This window comes from Frankia tisae, from assembly GCF_025403405.1.
Classification (GTDB): Bacteria; Actinomycetota; Actinomycetes; order Frankiales; family Frankiaceae; genus Frankia; species Frankia tisai.
This window is the reverse complement of sequence record NZ_JANEZT010000145.1, coordinates 1-15,181: the sequence shown is the minus strand read 5'-3', so window position 1 is coordinate 15,181 and position 15,181 is coordinate 1. Positions and strand designations below refer to the sequence as shown.

Here is a 15,181-nt window from a genome sequence, read left to right as displayed (position 1 = left end):
GTTCCCGCCCGCAGGCGTTGTCGCAGGTAGCGGGCTCGGGCGGCGGGCAAAGCGGGGAAGTGACGCCAGGCGGCTCGCCCCGTACGGCCCCGGCCGTTGGCCCCGGCGGGTCCTGGCCGTCCGGCCAGGTGGCAGGGTGGGCCTATCGGCCCGTCCCCGGCTGGGCCGATCGACCCGGTGTCCGGCTGGCCCCTCTGGGCGAGACGGCTCCTGTGGCCCGTGATAAGGCGCGGAGGTGGGGAGCGAAACACCCGGACGTGCCGTCCGGAAGTGCCTGATCAAGGGTGAATTCTCGCGAACGGCGCACGGTTGGTCGCTCCACGTTCACCTGCATGGCGCAATTTGATTGCTGGGGGTCCCTGCTCGTGCCCTCCACCGCTAGTCCTGGCATGCTCAGGACCGTGGAGGATCTGCTTGCCCGCGTACCGCTGTTCGTCGGGCTCTCCGAGCAGGATCGGCTGGCCCTCTCCGACCATCTTGATCGGCAGGACGTCACCCGCGGGGACGTGCTGTTCCGTGAAGGAGATGTCGGTGACCGGGTCTTCGTGGTTCTGTCCGGAAAGGTGAAGATAGGGCGTCAGTCTGCCGACGGCCGGGAGAACCTGCTGTCCGTAATGGGTCCTGGTGACCTGTTCGGGGAGCTTTCGTTGTTCGACCCCGGCCCACGCACGGCTACCGCGACCGCGGTCACGGACGCGTCGTTGCTGTCGCTGGAGCACACCGCGCTGCGGCCCTGGCTGCGTTCCCGCCCCGAGGCGGGCGCAATGCTGCTGCGCGTGCTTGCCCGTCGGCTTCGTCGCACCAATGACAACGTCGCGGACATGGTGTTCACGGACGTTCCCGGTCGGGTGGCGAAAGCCCTGCTCGACCTGGCGGAGCGGTTCGGTGAGCCAGCGCAGCCCGGCAACGAGGCGGCCGGTGTCCGGGTTGAGCACGGGCTTACCCAGGAGGAGCTGGCCCAACTGGTCGGCGCCTCCCGGGAGACGGTGAACAAGGCGCTCGCCGACTTCGCCACCCGAGGCTGGCTACGCCTGGACTCCCGCGCCGTCGTGCTGCTTGACCGCGAACGGTTGTCTCGCCGAGCCCGCTAGCCCCGGCGCTCGTCGCGCACCGTCCCGGCGCCCGCCCGGACGACCCGCCAGCTCCGTACGCCCCGCCGATGACCCACGCCCACGCCCAGCCGAACAGCCGTACTTCCGCGCCCCGCGTTACGCCCGCACCCGTTGCCGGCGTGCGGGTCGCCCCCGATGGACGACCCGCCCGCCGGCTCCTTACCTCTGCACGCCGGGACCTCTGCACGCCGGGCGGTCTGACCGCACCGGGCCCACCTCGGGCGCCGACCGGGCGCAGGAAACAGCGCGCCACGTCCGCCGCGGCACCCTGGTTCAGCCGCCGCTTGCGACCGCGGCAGGGAGGGTCGCATCCGGTCCGTCGGCAGGGCTTCCATCGCCGGCCGGTCCGTCGCTGCCCACGGGGTTGCGGGTGCCGGCCGAGCCTCCGCTGGGCGGCAGGCTGGCCAGCAACCGCCTGGTCTGCGGCGCCTCGCTGACGGCCCCGGTCGCGGTGGCCGCGGCCAGCGCGCGCAGGTAGGCGCTGCGGCCGCCCTCGAGATCGCCGTTGGCGACGAGGGCCGTGCCCAGTGCCCGGTATCCCAGCACCTGGGCGCGGACGTCCTCGGCGTCCACGGCGACTGCCCGCCGGGCGACCTCGAGCGCCTCGGCTGGCTGGCCCGCGTCCAGCAGGATGCCGGCGAGGTGCGCGTACGCCTGCCTGCGGGGGAACATCAGCGTCGCCGGCTCGCTCGCCGACAGCGCCTCCCGCAGCAGCTCCAGCGCCGCCCCGGTCCGGCCGCGGGCGCGGGCGATCTGGGCGACGAGCACCTTTGCTCCAAGCTGGGCGTGCGGGTGCAGCTCCAGGTGCTCGAGGTCGGTGAGGGCGATCTCGGCGGCCTGCGCGGCCTTGTCGACCTCGTCGGCGTCGAGCAGGGTCAGCCCGAGCAGCACCCGTGCCAGGGCGCCGACGACCACGTGGCCGCGCTCGGCGGCCTGGTCGCAGGCCTGCTCCAGGTACCGCGCCCCGCGGGCCGGCTCTCCCGCGCCGCGAGCGGCGAGCCCCCGGGCGACCAGTACCAGCATCGATCCCCACGTGTACTCGGAGTTCTCGAACAGCTCCGTGGCCCGCTGCGCGTGGGACTCGGCGGCGGCGATGTCCCCCAGCTCCGCGGCCGCGATCGCGTCCACGGTCAGACAGACGCCCATGCCCCACTGCTCGCCCACGGAACCCGCGATCTCGATGAGTTCGCGGGTCAGCTTGCGGGCCCGGGTGAGCTGGCCGGACAGCAGCAGTACCAGTGCCTCGGTACCCCGGCACCAGCCGAGCCCGCCGGTGTCCTCCAGCCGCTCGAACACCGCCGACGCCTCACGCAGCGTCCGCTCGGCCCGGGGGTAGTCCCCGCGGGTGGTGGCGCTCCAGGCCAGGTGCTGCAGCGCCCAGCCGACGCCGCGCGGGTCGTCGACCTGGCGGGCGATCCCGAGGGCCTCGCGATACCGGTCCTCGGCCGCGCCGATCCGGCCGGCGTTGTACTCCAGCATGCCGAGCCGGCGCAGCGCCGCGGCCGTGGCCCGCTCGTCGCCGGCCTGGCGGGCCGATTCCAGCGCGGTGAGCAGGCACTGGGCGGCCTCCTCCGTCCGGCCCTGCTTCTGGCGCAGCTCCCCGAGCACGGAGAAGGCGGCGGCGCGGCGGGCGGGCGCGCCGGCACGCAGCGCCGGGCGCAGGGTGCGCTCGGCCTCGTCGAGGTGACGCAGCCCCACCAGGGCCTCGGCGTGCAGCACCCGGACGACGTTGTCCTCCTGTGTGTCGATCATGCCCCGGCCGAGCCGGCGGGCACTGGCGAGCAGGTCGGCCGCGGTCCGGTGATCGTCGCGGGCGAGCGCCGCCCGGGCCAGCCGGACATGCGCATGGAACCCGGACATGCGGGACGACCAGGCCGGGTCGCTCGGCGGCAGGCCCATCGAGGCGGCCAGATCGTAAGCACGCAGGGCGTGACCGGCGACGAAGGTCGACACCGAGCGGGAGCTGCCGATCATCGCCGTGACACCCCAGCGGGCAGCCGTGGCGTGCCGGCGGGCCCGCTCGACCTTCGGCAGGCCGGCGTACGCGACGTCCCGGGCCATCGGGTGGACGAAGCGCCAGCGGGTCTCGGCGGCCCGCGGCGGGCGGACGAGCTGGCGTTCGGTCAACACCTCCAGCGCGCGGGTGACCTCGCCGGCTGGCCGCTCGTCGACCATCGGCAGCGCCTCCGCGGGGAACCGCCGGCCGAGCACCGCCGCGGCCCGTAGCACCGCCTTGGCGGCCGGGTCCAGATCGTCGATGCGGGCGGCGAGCACGGACTGCACGCCGGCGGGCAGCGGGGTCTCGGCCAACGAACCGTCGAGTACCAGCTCGCCGCCGCCGCCGCCGTCGCCGGTGCCGGTGCCGGTGCCGGCGGAGGGGTGCAGCAGGCGCCGGTCGATGAGGAGGTTGAGCAGCTCGACGAGGAAGAACGGGTTGCCGTGCACCCGGGCGAGCAGGTCGTCGCGGGTGCGCGGCTCCAGCGTCTTGTCCCGTAGGTGGCTTTGCAGCAGCAGGCCGGATGCCTGCGTGCTCAGCGGCTGCAGGTCGATGCGCCGGATCCGCGGCAGGGTGGCCAGGCGGGGGTCGGCGCGGTCGAGCAGAACGAGCAGCACCGGCCCGGACAGGCGGGAGGCAAGCCGGCTCATCGCATCGCTGAGCTGGCTCGTCGCCCACTCCAGATCGTCGATCAGCACCAGGATGGGCCCGGAGCGCGCCAGCGCGCTGAGTAGCAGCGCGACGGCCTCCACCGTTGCCTCCGTGGCGCGCTGTTCGGCCTCCTCGATGTGGGAGGCGCGGGCCGCCGGGTCACCCGGGGTGGTGGCCGGGATGGTGGAGCGCCGGTCCAGTGGCACGCCGAGCAGAAGGAGTAAGCGGTCGGCGATGCCGCCGGGCAGCCGCGCCCCGGTGAGAGGGTGGGCCAGGCCCGCCACGGTGCGCCGGACCCGGTCGGCCACCCGGTCGAGCGAGTCGCCGTCCGTGACGCCGCAGGCGTTGCGCACGACGTCGACGAGGGGGGCGAGCCCGCGACCGTCGCCGTGGCGGACCGTGCGTCCCCACAGCGCCACTGTGCCGGGGGTCTGCTCCGCCCGGTTCGCCAGCTCGCTGGCCAGCCGGGTCTTGCCAATCCCGGCCTCGCCGACGATCAGCGCGACCTCCGGCGAGCGCCGGGTGACGACCTCGGCGAACAGGGTCTCCAGGACGGCCAGCTCCGCGTCGCGGCCGAGGAACGGTGCGTCGTCGGCGAGCCCCGGCCGGGCGACGTTGGACGGGCGCAGGCTGATCAGCTCCCAGGCCGGGACCGGTTCCCGCTTGCCCTTGAGAACGAGATCGGCCAGCTCGCGCCAGCTCGCCACCGACCCGGTCGCCAGCACCGTCTCGCGGCCCGCATACACGGTGCCGATCGTGGCTGCGGCCGACAGCCGGGCCGCGGTGTTCACCGTGTCGCCGATCACCGTGTACGAGATGGCCGCCTGCACCCCGGCCAGGACCTCGCCGGTGTTGATCCCGATCCGCAGGCCGAGGCGGCCCTCAGCGCTGTCGCCGGCGGTGTCCTGCACCAGCCGGCGGACGGTCTCCTGCATCGCGGCGGCGGCCCGCACGGCGCGTTCCGGGTCGTCCTCGTGGGCGGTCGGCGCGCCGAACACCGCCATGATGCCGTCGCCGGTGAGGTTGTCGACGCGGCCGCCGACCTCGTCGATCTCGTGTGCCAGCGCCGCGAGCACCCGGTCGGTCATTTCACCGACGCGCTCCGGGTCGCGATTGTCAGCCCAGCCGGTGAAGTCGGACAGGTCGCCGAACAGCACGGTGACGACGCGCCGCTCCGGGACCTCGGACGCGGGGGCTTCGGCCGAATCGAACTCCAGGCCGCAGCTGTAGCAGAACCGCCCGCCGGGGACGGCCGCCGAGCCGCACCGGGGGCAGCGCAGCGGCCCTGTGTGCGGCGCGGTGATCACCATGGTCGCGGTCCGGGGCGTGGGGATCGCGCGGGCACCCTCATCTGCGGGCCTCCCGGAGTAGGGACGTCACCGGTGCCGCGTCTCGCCCGACCGGGTGGCCACGGGCCGCCCCGGACCGGTCGCTCGGTCTCCGGCTGGTCAAAGTGGTCATCCTGCGCACGAGCGGTTCCCTCCGCGCCAGAGTTTAGTGGTCTGGGTCTCGTTCCCGGGATCGCCTCCCGGCGGGTGACCGACCGCAGCCGCGTTGGTGCCTTCCGGTGGTATCGGGGTCGCCCGGCCTCGCCGCTGGGCGCCGTCGAGGCCGGATCGGGTGCCGTCCGTCCCTGGCCGGCCACCCCGGTCTACCTGGTCGGCGCCCGTGGGAAGGGCTGACGGGACCTGGCCCGCGGCCGATGGCGCAGGTCCGCACGAGTGGCCCCGCTCACGATCGCCGTGAGGATATATCGCAAAATGCGGTCAAAGAGACGAACCCGCAGTGCCTGGCTCGTTCAGGGGATGTCGGGATGCTCCCGCAAGTAGTCCAGTTGGGCCCGGACGGAAAGCTCGGCCGCGAACCACAGCGCCCGGTCGGTATCCGCGTACACCCGACGGACCACGTCGGCAGGATCGGCCTCGGCGGCGTCGACCCCGGCGTCCGCAAGCGCACGGCGGACCTGGTCCAGGCGGGCCCGGCGGTGGGCCAGGTAGTGCTCCGCGGCACGGCCGGCGGCGGGCAGCTCCGGGCCGTGCCCCGGCAGCACCGTGGTATCCCCCAGCTCCTGCAGCAGTCGCAGGCTGTCGAGGTAGTCCCCGAGACGCCCGTCGGGGTGGGCGACGACGGTGGTGCCGCGGCCCAGGATCGTGTCCCCGGTGAGCACCGCCGGTCCGGACGGCGGGCCGACGGTGCCGGCGGCGTCCGCGTGGGGGCTCGGCACCGAGCGCTCGTCCCCGCTGAGCAGGAACGACAGCGAGTCCGAGGTGTGGCCGGGGGTGGGCAGCACGCGCAGCTCGATCCCCGCGGTGGCGATCACGTCACCGGCGATGAGCCCCTCCGACCCGAGGCGGTGCGCCGGGTCCAGCGCGCGGACCGAGGCGCCGGTGAGCCGGTGCAACACGGCGGCGCCCGCGCTGTGATCGGCGTGTCCGTGGGTGAGCAGGATCAGCTCGACGCGTCCGGCGGCCGCCACCGCGGCCAGGTGCCCGGCATCGTCGGGGCCGGGATCCACCACCACGCACCCCGGTTCGCCCGCGGCGCGCAGGAGCCAGGTGTTGGTGCCGTCCAGCGTCATCGGACCCGGGTTCGGTGCCAGCAGCACCGCGGCCAGCGGGGTGACCTGTCGAGGAGTCGTCATGGACTCAAGCCTTACCGCTGGACCGGCCCGCTGTCGCCCGGCGGGTCGTAGGCCTCGTCGTGCGGCAACAGCAGGTGTGCCTCCCCACCGCTGACGAGGATCTTCGGCATGATCGGTGACAGGTCGCGGGCGTGGGCGGCGGCGAGGACCGACGCGACGTCGTCGTGCTCGCACAGCTCGGCCAGCGTGAACGCGGTGGGCGGCAGCATGCCCAACGTGCCGGCGGCGTGGCGCTCGAGCGCGTCGGCGGGACGCATCCACTCCATCCGGTCGGCCTCCCCGGAGGGCTGCTGCGGGGTCTGGCCGCCGGGCAGGGCGGCGACGAAGAACCGGGTGTCGTAGCGCCGCGGCTCGATCTCCGGGGTGACCCACCGGGCCCAGGGCGCGAGCAGGTCGGCCCGCAGCGCCAGGGCGTGGCGGCGCAGCAGTTCGCTCAGCCCGAGCTCGTGGCGCTCCAGTGCCCGGCGGGCCTCGGCGCGTGCCGTCGGGTCGAACGCCTCCGTGGCGCCCGTGCCGCCGGCCGGGTCCGGCGTGACGGCACCGGCCAGCAGCACGCCGCACTCCTCGAAGGTCTCGCGCACCGCGGCGCACACCAGAGCCCGGGCGAGCGCGGGGTCCGCGTCGAGCGCGTGCATCACCTCGGTGACCGGGGGACCGGCCCAGGGCACGTCGGGCCCCATGTCGGTCGGATCCACCCGGCCGCCGGGGAACGCGTACATCCCGCCGGCGAAGGCCATCCCCGCCACCCGCCGCAGCAGGTAGGCCTCGAGGCCGCGACCGCTCGGCGCGTCACGCAGCAGGACGACCGTGGCGGCGTCCCGCACGGGCGCCACGGAGCTCGCCGGGGACTGTGCCGCCCCCGCCCCCGCCCCGGGAGCGGCGGGGTCACGGACGACGACCAGCGACCGTTGCAGCCGGCCGAGCAGGGCAGCCTTGTGATCGACCATAGGGGTGATGCTAGTGACGACCACCGACGACCGTCGCCGGTTGAGTTCGAACCTCATCGCCCGGACCGCGGCGATCCGGCTCAGTAGGCGGCGGCGGCCACCCGGGCTACCACCTCGAGTTCCACCGGAGCCCCCAGCGGCAGCGCGGCTACCCCGACCGCCGATCGGGCGTGTCGGCCGGCGTCGCCGAAGACGTCGACGAACAGCTCACTCGCCCCGTTGAGGACCGCAGGCTGCGCGGTGAACCCGGCGGCGCTCGCGACGAATCCGACCAGCTTGACGATCCGGATGATCCCGTCCAGACCGCCGGCCTGCGCGGCGACGGCCGCCAGCGCGTTGAGCGCCGCGATCCGGGCCAGCTCCGCCGCGTGCTCGGCGTCGACCGCCTCGCCGACCAGGCCGGTGGCGACCAGCCGTCCGTCGACGATCGGCAGCTGCCCGGCGGTCCAGACCAGATCGCCGTCACGGACCGCGGGGAGGTAGGCGCCCGCCGGGCTCGCCACCGGCGGCAGCGTCAGTCCCAGCCCGGCCAGGCGGGTACTCGGGCTGGTCATCTCAGGACTGGCCCCTGGGCCGCTTGAAGTAGGCGACGAGGCCCTCGGGGTTCGTGGGGCTGGGGACGACCTGCACAAGCTCCCACCCGTCCTCGCCGAAGGTGTCGAGGATCTGCTTGGTGTTGTGGATCAGCAACGGGGCCGTGAAGTACTCCCACTTCGTCTGCATGACACCGGACCTTAGAGCATCCGGTCGGCGGCCCCGGACACCTCGTCCCGCCGCCGGCCAGTGCGCCGCCGCGCGGGCGCTCACCGCCTTCCGGCATGGCGAGGGCCGGGCACGCGGGTACGGTCGAGCGTGTGAGCGGCAAGCGCACCGTGACCGAGGACTCCGACGACGAGGCGGGCGGTCCGTGGGACCGTCGGCTGCATATCGTCACCGGTAAGGGCGGAACCGGTAAGACGACGATGGCGGGCGCGCTCGCGGTGGCGCTGGCTACCGGCGGTCGCCGGATCCTGCTCACCGAGGTCGAGGGCCGCCAACAGATCGCCCAGCTGTTCGACACGCCGCCGCTGCCCTACCAGGAGCGCAAGGTGGCCAGCGCGCCCGGCGGCGGCGAGGTGTTCGCGCTCGCGATCGACGCGGACGAGGCCCTGCTGGAATACCTGGAGATGTTCTACAACCTGCGTCGGGCCGGGAAGGCACTGAGCAAGATCGGCGCGGTGGACTTCGCGACCACGGTCGCGCCCGGGGTGCGCGACGTGCTGCTCACCGGCAAGGTGAAGGAGGCCGTCAACCGCCCTGATGCCACCCGTCCGGGGGGGCTTGCCTACGACGCGGTCGTGCTCGACGCGCCGCCCACCGGGCGGATCTCCCGCTTCCTCAACGTGACCGCCGAGGTCGCCGGCCTGGCCAAGATGGGTCCCATCCGCGCCCAGGCCGACAGCGTGATGGCAGTGTTGCGGCCCGAACGTGCCGCCGTGCATCTGGTCACACTGCTGGAGGAGATGCCCGTCCAGGAGACCGTGGACGGTGTCGCCGAGCTCACCCGGGTCGGGCTGCCGCTCGGCGGGGTGATCGTCAACATGGCGCGCTCGCCGCTGCTGAAGGCCAGCCAGTCGCGGCTGGCCCGCCGCGGTGAGCTCGACCGGGAGGAACTCGCCGCCGGGATCAAGGAGGCGGGCCTGGAGCCGACTCGAGACCTGGTCGACGCGTTGGCCTGGGAGGCGGCCCAGCACGCCGACCGGGTGGTGCTGGAGACGGCCGAGCGGGCCGAGATCGCCGCGCTCGGCCGCCCGGTGTACGAGATGCCGCTGGTCGCGGACGGGGTCGATGTCGGCACGATCTACCGGTTTGCGGAGATGCTGCGCGCGCAGCAGATGGTGGGGTGAGCGCCGTGGGCCCGACGCCCGGCGACGAGCGGCCGCAGGCCGAGGCGAGTTCCCGGTCGACCAGAGCCACGGCGAGACCGGCGAAGGCGGCTGGCACCGCGAAGGCTGGCACCGCGAAGGCTGGCACCGGGGGGAGCGGCGGGGCGAAGACCGAGGGCACCCGGCGCCGCTCCGCAGGGCCGGCGGGACCTGCCGCGGCCCGGTCCGCCGGGTCCGCGACCCGCCGGGTCCGGCCGCACCCGGCGGGGGCGCCGCTGCTCGACGTCGACGCGATGCTCGACACCGAGCGCATCATCGTCTGCTGCGGCTCGGGCGGCGTCGGCAAGACCACCACGGCCGCGGCGCTGGCGCTGCGCGCCGCCGAGCGCGGGCGCGACGTGGTGGTCCTGACCATCGACCCGGCGCGCCGGCTCGCCCAGTCGCTGGGACTGACCGCGCTCGACAACACCCCGCGCGAGGTGGCCGGGGTCGACGGCTCCGCCGGCGGGCGCCTCGACGCGATGATGCTCGACATGAAGCGGACGTTCGACGAGATCGTCCTGGCTCACAGCACTCCCGAGCGGGCCGAGGCGCTGCTCGCGAACCCCTTCTACCAGTCGCTGTCGTCCTCCTTCTCCGGGACGCAGGAGTACATGGCGATGGAGAAGCTCGGCCAGCTCGACGCGTCCGACGAATGGGACCTCATCGTCGTCGACACGCCGCCCACCCGGTCGGCTCTGGACTTCCTCGATGCGCCGACGCGGCTGGGCACGTTCCTGGACGGGCGCCTGCTGCGTCTGCTGCTCGCGCCGGCCAAGGCCGGCGGCCGGGCCTACGCGAAGGTGCTCGGCGTCGGCCTCGGCATGTTCACCAAGGTGATCACCAAGGTGCTCGGCGCCCAGCTGCTCATGGATGTCAGCCAGTTCGTCGCCGCCCTGGAGACGATGTTCGGCGGCTTCCGGGCCCGGGCGGAGGAGACCTACCGCCTGCTCGGCAATCCTGGCACCTCGTTTGTTGTCGTCGCCGCGCCCGAGGCGGCGGCGCTGCGCGAGGCCTCGTACTTCGTCGACCGGCTTGATGCGGAGGGGATGCCGCTGGCCGGGCTGGTGGTGAACCGGACGCACCACAGCGACGCGACGGTGCTCACCGCCGAGCGCAGCCTGGCGGCCGCCGAAAACCTCGACGAGCACGGGGAGCATCCACTCGCGGCGGCGGTGCTACGCATTCACGCCGAGCGGGTGCGGCTGGCCAGCCGGGAGGCGCGGCTGCGGGAGCGGTTCACCAGCGCCCATCCCGACACCCCGCTGGTGGAGGTGGAGGCGCTGTCCGAGGACGTGCACGACCTGGCGGGGCTGCGCGAGATCGGCGCCGCGCTGGCTCGGGTCGAGCGGCTGGAACGGGCCGGCTGAGACTCGGCCGGCGGCGAGGACTGCGTTCCGAACCGGGACGACGCTGTCCTCGGGCGGAATCGGGTGCGCGTCACGGGCTGGTGGCCCGTGTCGGTGATGCAGACTAACCGGCGGACGCTGATCGATGATCAGCCTGGGCGTCGGCGAGCAGCTTGCGCCAGGACGTGACGTCCGGGCGGCGACGCAGCAGCGCTCGGCGCTCCCGTTCGGTCATGCCGCCCCAGACGCCGAACTCGACATGGTTGTCGAGGGCGTCGGCGAGGCAGTCGGTGCGGACGGCGCAGCCGAAGCACCGGGTCTTCACCCGGTTCTGGGCGGCGCCCTGGACGAACAGCTCATCCGGGTCGAGGTCGCGACAGGCGGCGTGGGCCGTCCAGTCGCCGTCGACGGTGGAACCCACAAGGAGGGTCGGGTTGACGCGGTGGGTCGTGCTGACGGCGGGGGCCAGGCTTCTGGTCATGCCACCTGCCTTTCTTCTCGAGTCCGGGTCAGGGGGCCCGTGCGGGTGGTGACGTGGCGTTGACCCGAAACCGTACGGAGTGGCGTGGCCACGGCACAGACCCCACACGGGTGGTTGTCCATATGACTAGTCCGGGCCATTGATCCGGATCGCCTCAGTAGTGCGGTCTGTGACAACCGTATGTCGGATGGGTGACATTCAGGTATCGCACTGGAGGTCTAGTAGTTCTTCCATGGTCCCGATGTCTGGCTGACATGGGAACTTCCACACAAAACCCACTCCAACCCGGTAGCCCGTTGGTGGGCATGGTGGGCCCGCGTCGGGCGTGGTGATGTGGAGGTCGTCACGCTAGTCCGAGGCTCGCCGTCGGAGGCCGGTCAAGCCATCCGCCGCCGCAATTGCGGCGTCCCAGGTCGAGGCCTTATCGCCCCGCTTGGACGGTCTCCTGACCGTCGTTGTACCGGCCTGCCCGACGAGGGTGAGGAGGGTTGATCAGATGTTGGCCCGTATGCTCCGACTGGTGTCCCAGCCTGGCTGGACGGAGATCCGCCGATGACCACGCCCCCTGGGCACCCAGTGCCCCCTGGGCACCCAGTGCCCCCTGGGCAGCCGCCCCCTCGGCGCCGGCCGGCGCCGGCCGGGCCGGCGTCCGCCGGTTCCGCGCGGGGCCGCGAGGTCGGTGACCTCTACCGACCGAGATCTTTCGCCGTCACCTGGCGTGGCTCGCACGGCCGGGGCGGCACCGTCGGCCGCAGCGGCACCGGGGGGCGCAGCGGCACCGGGGGGCGCAGCGCGCGCCGGGTGGCTAGCCGGCTGGCCGGGTTGGGCCTGCTCAGCGTGGTGGCCGGGGTGCTGGTCGGCATGCTCGCGTTGCCGGTGGTCGGCGCGGTGGGGCTGACCGTCAAGGACAGCGCCGACGACTTCATGAACCTGCCGGCGAACCTCACGGTTCCCTCGCCCGCGCAGGCGTCGCGGATCCTCGACGCGCGCGGCAATCAGATCGCCATCCTGTCCGGCGAGCAGAACCGCGAGGTCGTCCCGCTGAGCCGGGTTCCCCCGGTGATGCGCCAGGCCGTCGTCGACATCGAGGACTCGCGCTTCTACGAACACGACGGGCTGGACTACAAGGGCCTCGCCCGCGCCTATCTGACCAACCGGGAGAACGGCGAGGTTACCCAGGGCGGATCCACGCTGACCCAGCAGTACGTCAAGAACGTCCTGCTGATGTCGGCCGCCACGCCGGCGGAGAAGAAGGCCGCCACCGAGCAGACGGTGCGGCGCAAGCTGCGGGAGGCGCGGTATGCGCTCTATCTCGAGGCGCATCTGAGCAAGGATGAGATCCTCGAGCGTTACCTGAACATCGCCTATTTCGGCGACGGCGCCTACGGCATCGAGGTCGCGGCGAAGCACTACTTCAACGTCGACGTGGAGCGGCTCACACTGCCGCAGGCGGCGACCCTGGCCGGACTGGTGAAGAACCCGACCGCCTTCAACCCGGTGCTGCATCCGCAGACGGCCCGGGAACGACGCAACGTGGTGCTCGACCGGATGCTGGAGCTGCATCACCTCAGCCAGGCCGACTTCCGCCAGGCGCACGACAGTGAGCTGGTGCTCGACCATCCCGCGCGGTCGGCCGACGCGTGCGCAGACTCGGGTGCGCCGTTCTTCTGCGCGCTGGTCCGCCAGCAGCTCCTCAACGACAGAACCTTCGCCCCCACCGAGGCAGACGCTCGCAGGCTGCTGTTCGAGGGCGGTCTCACCATCAGAACGACGTTGGACCCGGTCGCGGAGCAGGCCGCGCAGTCGGCCGCCACGGAGGTCATCCCGATCGGCAACCGGGTGGCGGCGAGTGTCGCGATGATGCAGCCGGGCACGGGCCAGGTGCTCGCCATCGCGATCAACCGGGAGTACGGGGCGACGGGCGACGGCCAGCCGGCGAGCCTGTCGACGGATTTCGTGCACACGAAGGAGATCTACCCGGCCGACGAGGACTCGTTCTCCCCCGGGTCGACCTTCAAGGTGTTCACCCTGATCTCCGCGCTCGAGTCCGGCCTGCCGCTGTCGACGACGCTGCACGCCCCCGTCTGCTATCACTCCAACGTCTTCCCGAACCCGGATCCGGAACACAAGAACTGCTACGGCAACGCCGATCCGAGCGAGGACGGTTTCTACTCGCTGACGACCGCCACCTGGGGGTCGGTCAACACCTACTACATCCAGCTCGCCGAGAAGCTGGGCGTGTTGAAGACGGCGGAGGTCGCCCGCCGGATGGGCGTCTCCTCCTGCCGGATCCGCCCGCAGAACAACGACGACCCGGAATGCAAGGGGATCGACGGGATCAGCCGCGTCGACGGCTCCTCGATCCTCGGCTCCAACGAAATCAGCACGATGGATCTCGCCACCGCCTATTCGACGCTGGCGGCGCGGGGGCGCCGCTGTGACCCGCGCACCGTCCTCGCGATCACGCAGCGGGTCGGCGGCGCGGATCGGCCACTGCCGTTCAACGCCGGCGCGCCCTGCGAACAGGTGCTCGATCCGAAGATCGCGGACACGGTCAGCGCGGTGCTGGAGGGCGTCATCAACCACGGGACGGCCAGCGGCAACGGGCAGATCGGCCGGCCGGCCGCGGGCAAGACGGGCACCGCCGAGGGCTTCAGCACCGCGTCTTTCGCCGGTTACATCCCGCAGCTCGCCGCGGCGGTCACCCTCGCCGACCCGCGCGGGCCGACCTCGCATCCGCTGACCAATGTGCTCGGCCGCAACGTCTTCGGCGGCGGGTATCCGGCGCAGGTCTGGTCCCGGACCATGACCCGGACGATCAACGGTTTGGGCCTACCGGTCGAGCCGCTGCCGGCGCCGGACGACACCCAGCCGCAGGTGCCGACGAAGGTCCTGCCGAACGTGGTCGGCCAGCCGCAGCAGGTGGCCGAGCAGATGCTCGTCCAGCTTGGCTTCCACGTCACGTCGCAGCCGGTCCCCGCGCCGGTCGCCCCCGGGATCGTGGTGTACATGTCCCCGGGACCCGGCGGCCCGGTCTCCATCAACACGGAGATCAGGCTCTCGGTCTCCGGCGGGTTGACCGGTGCGTCGGTGCTGCCCGGAGGTTCACCGCCGGCGGGGCTGGGGCAGCCCGTCCCGCCGGCTGCCGGGACCGGCCTGCCGGGTACCTTCGGGGCGAATCCGCGCGAGCAACTGAGCTCGCCGGCCATCCCCGGGAACGACCCGCTGGCCTGGCCCGGCCGGCCGCGCGGCAACCGCACGCAGCGCCGCGGCGCCTGAGCAGCATCGCGGCGCCCGAGCAGTGCCGGCTGGCGTCGCGTTGTGACGGCGGTCAGGCGCCGGCGAGCCTGGCCTTCACCATCGCGGCAACCCGGCCGCCCTCGGCCCGGCCGGCCACGGCGGCCTGCACGGACTTCATCGCCGGCCCGATCGCCCTCGGCCCGGACAGGTCCAGTTCGGCGAGCGCGCGGTCGATGATGGCGGCCAGCTCGTCGTCGCCGAGCTGGCGGGGCAGGTACTCGCCCAGCACCTCGCCCTCGACGCGCTCCCGTTCGGCCTTTTCGGCGCGACCGGCCGCAGCGTAGGCGTCCGCCGCCTCCCGCCGCTTCTTCACCTCGCGGGTCAGGACCTTCGAGACCTCCGCGTCGTCGAGGACGCGGGCGGTGGTGCCAGCGACCTCCGCGTCCTTCACGGCGGCCAGCGCCAGCCGGAGAGTGGACGTCCGCAGCTCGTCACGAGCCTTCATCGCGGTGGTCAGGTCGGCGCGGAGCCGCTGCTGCAGCGTGCTCCGTTCCGTGGGGGTGCTCATAGTCAACGCAGCCTATGGTTCGCGGGTGAGCTGGTCACGCCTGGCCACGGCGGCGGCCGGCCGGGGTGGCGCCCGGCCGCGGCGAACCGGGGATGAGACTGTGGTGCGCGGCCCCTGGCAGGCCACCGTCCCGGGATGTGGTCCCTCTCTCGCGGTGGGACCCTCGGGCCGATCGGACGGCGCCGACGCGGATGAGGCGGCCGGCCGGGGCGTCGGGGAGCATGAGGAGCCGGGCCGAGGAGGTTGTGGTGGCGAGTGGGAGCACGGTGGCGGGAAGCGCGGGGCCGGGTGG

12 protein-coding genes are annotated in these 15,181 nt (G+C 73.2%); 4 read left to right on the top strand and 8 right to left on the bottom strand.

The window, feature by feature from the left end:
• Positions 1 to 389 precede the first annotated feature (389 nt).
• Positions 390 to 1,091 carry a Crp/Fnr family transcriptional regulator gene (locus NBZ85_RS15435; protein ID WP_264761768.1) on the top strand — a complete coding sequence of 234 codons (702 nt, stop codon included), beginning with the start codon at positions 390 to 392 and terminating at the stop codon, positions 1,089 to 1,091.
• A gap of 294 nt (positions 1,092 to 1,385) precedes the next feature.
• Here the strand turns inward: NBZ85_RS15435 and NBZ85_RS15430 are convergent, their stop codons facing one another.
• The 5 genes from NBZ85_RS15430 to sp36 form a co-directional block, all read right to left on the bottom strand.
• Positions 1,386 to 5,069, bottom strand: coding sequence for an AAA family ATPase (locus tag NBZ85_RS15430; protein ID WP_261562105.1), 3,684 nt, complete (start codon positions 5,067 to 5,069; stop codon positions 1,386 to 1,388).
• A 488-nt stretch (positions 5,070 to 5,557) separates the two neighbouring features.
• A complete protein-coding gene (locus NBZ85_RS15425) occupies positions 5,558 to 6,400 on the bottom strand; it encodes an MBL fold metallo-hydrolase (protein ID WP_261557414.1) in 843 nt (280 codons plus the stop codon).
• 11 nt (positions 6,401 to 6,411) lie between these two features.
• Positions 6,412 to 7,347: an NUDIX hydrolase gene (locus NBZ85_RS15420; protein WP_261557413.1), complete on the bottom strand. Its 936-nt coding sequence runs from the start codon at positions 7,345 to 7,347 to the stop codon at positions 6,412 to 6,414.
• Between the two features lie 80 nt (positions 7,348 to 7,427).
• Complete coding sequence (locus NBZ85_RS15415) at positions 7,428 to 7,901, bottom strand: RidA family protein (protein WP_261557411.1); 474 nt, start codon at positions 7,899 to 7,901, stop codon at positions 7,428 to 7,430.
• 1 nt (position 7,902) lies between these two features.
• On the bottom strand, positions 7,903 to 8,070 hold the full coding sequence (gene sp36, locus NBZ85_RS15410) for a Sp36 family protein (protein ID WP_261557409.1): 168 nt from the start codon (positions 8,068 to 8,070) through the stop codon (positions 7,903 to 7,905).
• Between the two features lie 95 nt (positions 8,071 to 8,165).
• On the opposite strand from sp36, the gene bagA reads away from it, so the two are divergent.
• Complete coding sequence (gene bagA / locus NBZ85_RS15405) at positions 8,166 to 9,233, top strand: ATPase BagA (protein ID WP_261557408.1); 1,068 nt, start codon at positions 8,166 to 8,168, stop codon at positions 9,231 to 9,233.
• A complete protein-coding gene (gene bagB, locus NBZ85_RS15400) occupies positions 9,230 to 10,621 on the top strand; it encodes an ArsA family ATPase (RefSeq protein WP_261557407.1) in 1,392 nt (463 codons plus the stop codon). The genes bagA and bagB overlap by 4 nt, the downstream gene beginning before the upstream one ends.
• A 103-nt stretch (positions 10,622 to 10,724) precedes the next feature.
• Here the strand turns inward: bagB and NBZ85_RS15395 are convergent, their stop codons facing one another.
• Positions 10,725 to 11,081: a WhiB family transcriptional regulator gene (locus NBZ85_RS15395; RefSeq protein WP_261557403.1), complete on the bottom strand. Its 357-nt coding sequence runs from the start codon at positions 11,079 to 11,081 to the stop codon at positions 10,725 to 10,727.
• A gap of 552 nt (positions 11,082 to 11,633) precedes the next feature.
• Here NBZ85_RS15395 and NBZ85_RS15390 point away from each other — a divergent pair.
• Entirely contained in the window at positions 11,634 to 14,360 is a 2,727-nt protein-coding gene (locus tag NBZ85_RS15390) for a penicillin-binding protein (RefSeq protein ID WP_261562104.1), read from the top strand.
• A 52-nt stretch (positions 14,361 to 14,412) separates the two neighbouring features.
• On the opposite strand, the gene NBZ85_RS15385 is transcribed toward NBZ85_RS15390, so the two are convergent.
• Positions 14,413 to 14,889, bottom strand: coding sequence for a GatB/YqeY domain-containing protein (locus NBZ85_RS15385; protein ID WP_261557399.1), 477 nt, complete (start codon positions 14,887 to 14,889; stop codon positions 14,413 to 14,415).
• A gap of 34 nt (positions 14,890 to 14,923) precedes the next feature.
• Positions 14,924 to 15,181 (bottom strand): hypothetical protein (locus NBZ85_RS15380; RefSeq protein WP_261562103.1); only part of this gene is annotated, 258 nt, incomplete at its 5' end.

Excerpts from the sequence above, each read along its gene's own strand:
- NBZ85_RS15415 (WP_261557411.1), bottom strand. The coding sequence starts at position 7,901 with ATGACCAGCCCGAGTACCCGCCTGGCCGGGCTGGGACTGACGCTGCCG.
- NBZ85_RS15385 (WP_261557399.1), bottom strand. The coding sequence starts at position 14,889 with ATGAGCACCCCCACGGAACGGAGCACGCTGCAGCAGCGGCTCCGCGCC.
- NBZ85_RS15390 (WP_261562104.1), top strand. The coding sequence starts at position 11,634 with ATGACCACGCCCCCTGGGCACCCAGTGCCCCCTGGGCACCCAGTGCCC.
- sp36 (WP_261557409.1), bottom strand. The coding sequence starts at position 8,070 with ATGCAGACGAAGTGGGAGTACTTCACGGCCCCGTTGCTGATCCACAAC.
- NBZ85_RS15395 (WP_261557403.1), bottom strand. The coding sequence starts at position 11,081 with ATGACCAGAAGCCTGGCCCCCGCCGTCAGCACGACCCACCGCGTCAAC.
- NBZ85_RS15435 (WP_264761768.1), top strand. The coding sequence starts at position 390 with ATGCTCAGGACCGTGGAGGATCTGCTTGCCCGCGTACCGCTGTTCGTC.
- bagA (WP_261557408.1), top strand. The coding sequence starts at position 8,166 with ATGGCGAGGGCCGGGCACGCGGGTACGGTCGAGCGTGTGAGCGGCAAG.
- NBZ85_RS15430 (WP_261562105.1), bottom strand. The coding sequence starts at position 5,069 with ATGGTGATCACCGCGCCGCACACAGGGCCGCTGCGCTGCCCCCGGTGC.
- NBZ85_RS15420 (WP_261557413.1), bottom strand. The coding sequence starts at position 7,347 with ATGGTCGATCACAAGGCTGCCCTGCTCGGCCGGCTGCAACGGTCGCTG.
- NBZ85_RS15425 (WP_261557414.1), bottom strand. The coding sequence starts at position 6,400 with ATGACGACTCCTCGACAGGTCACCCCGCTGGCCGCGGTGCTGCTGGCA.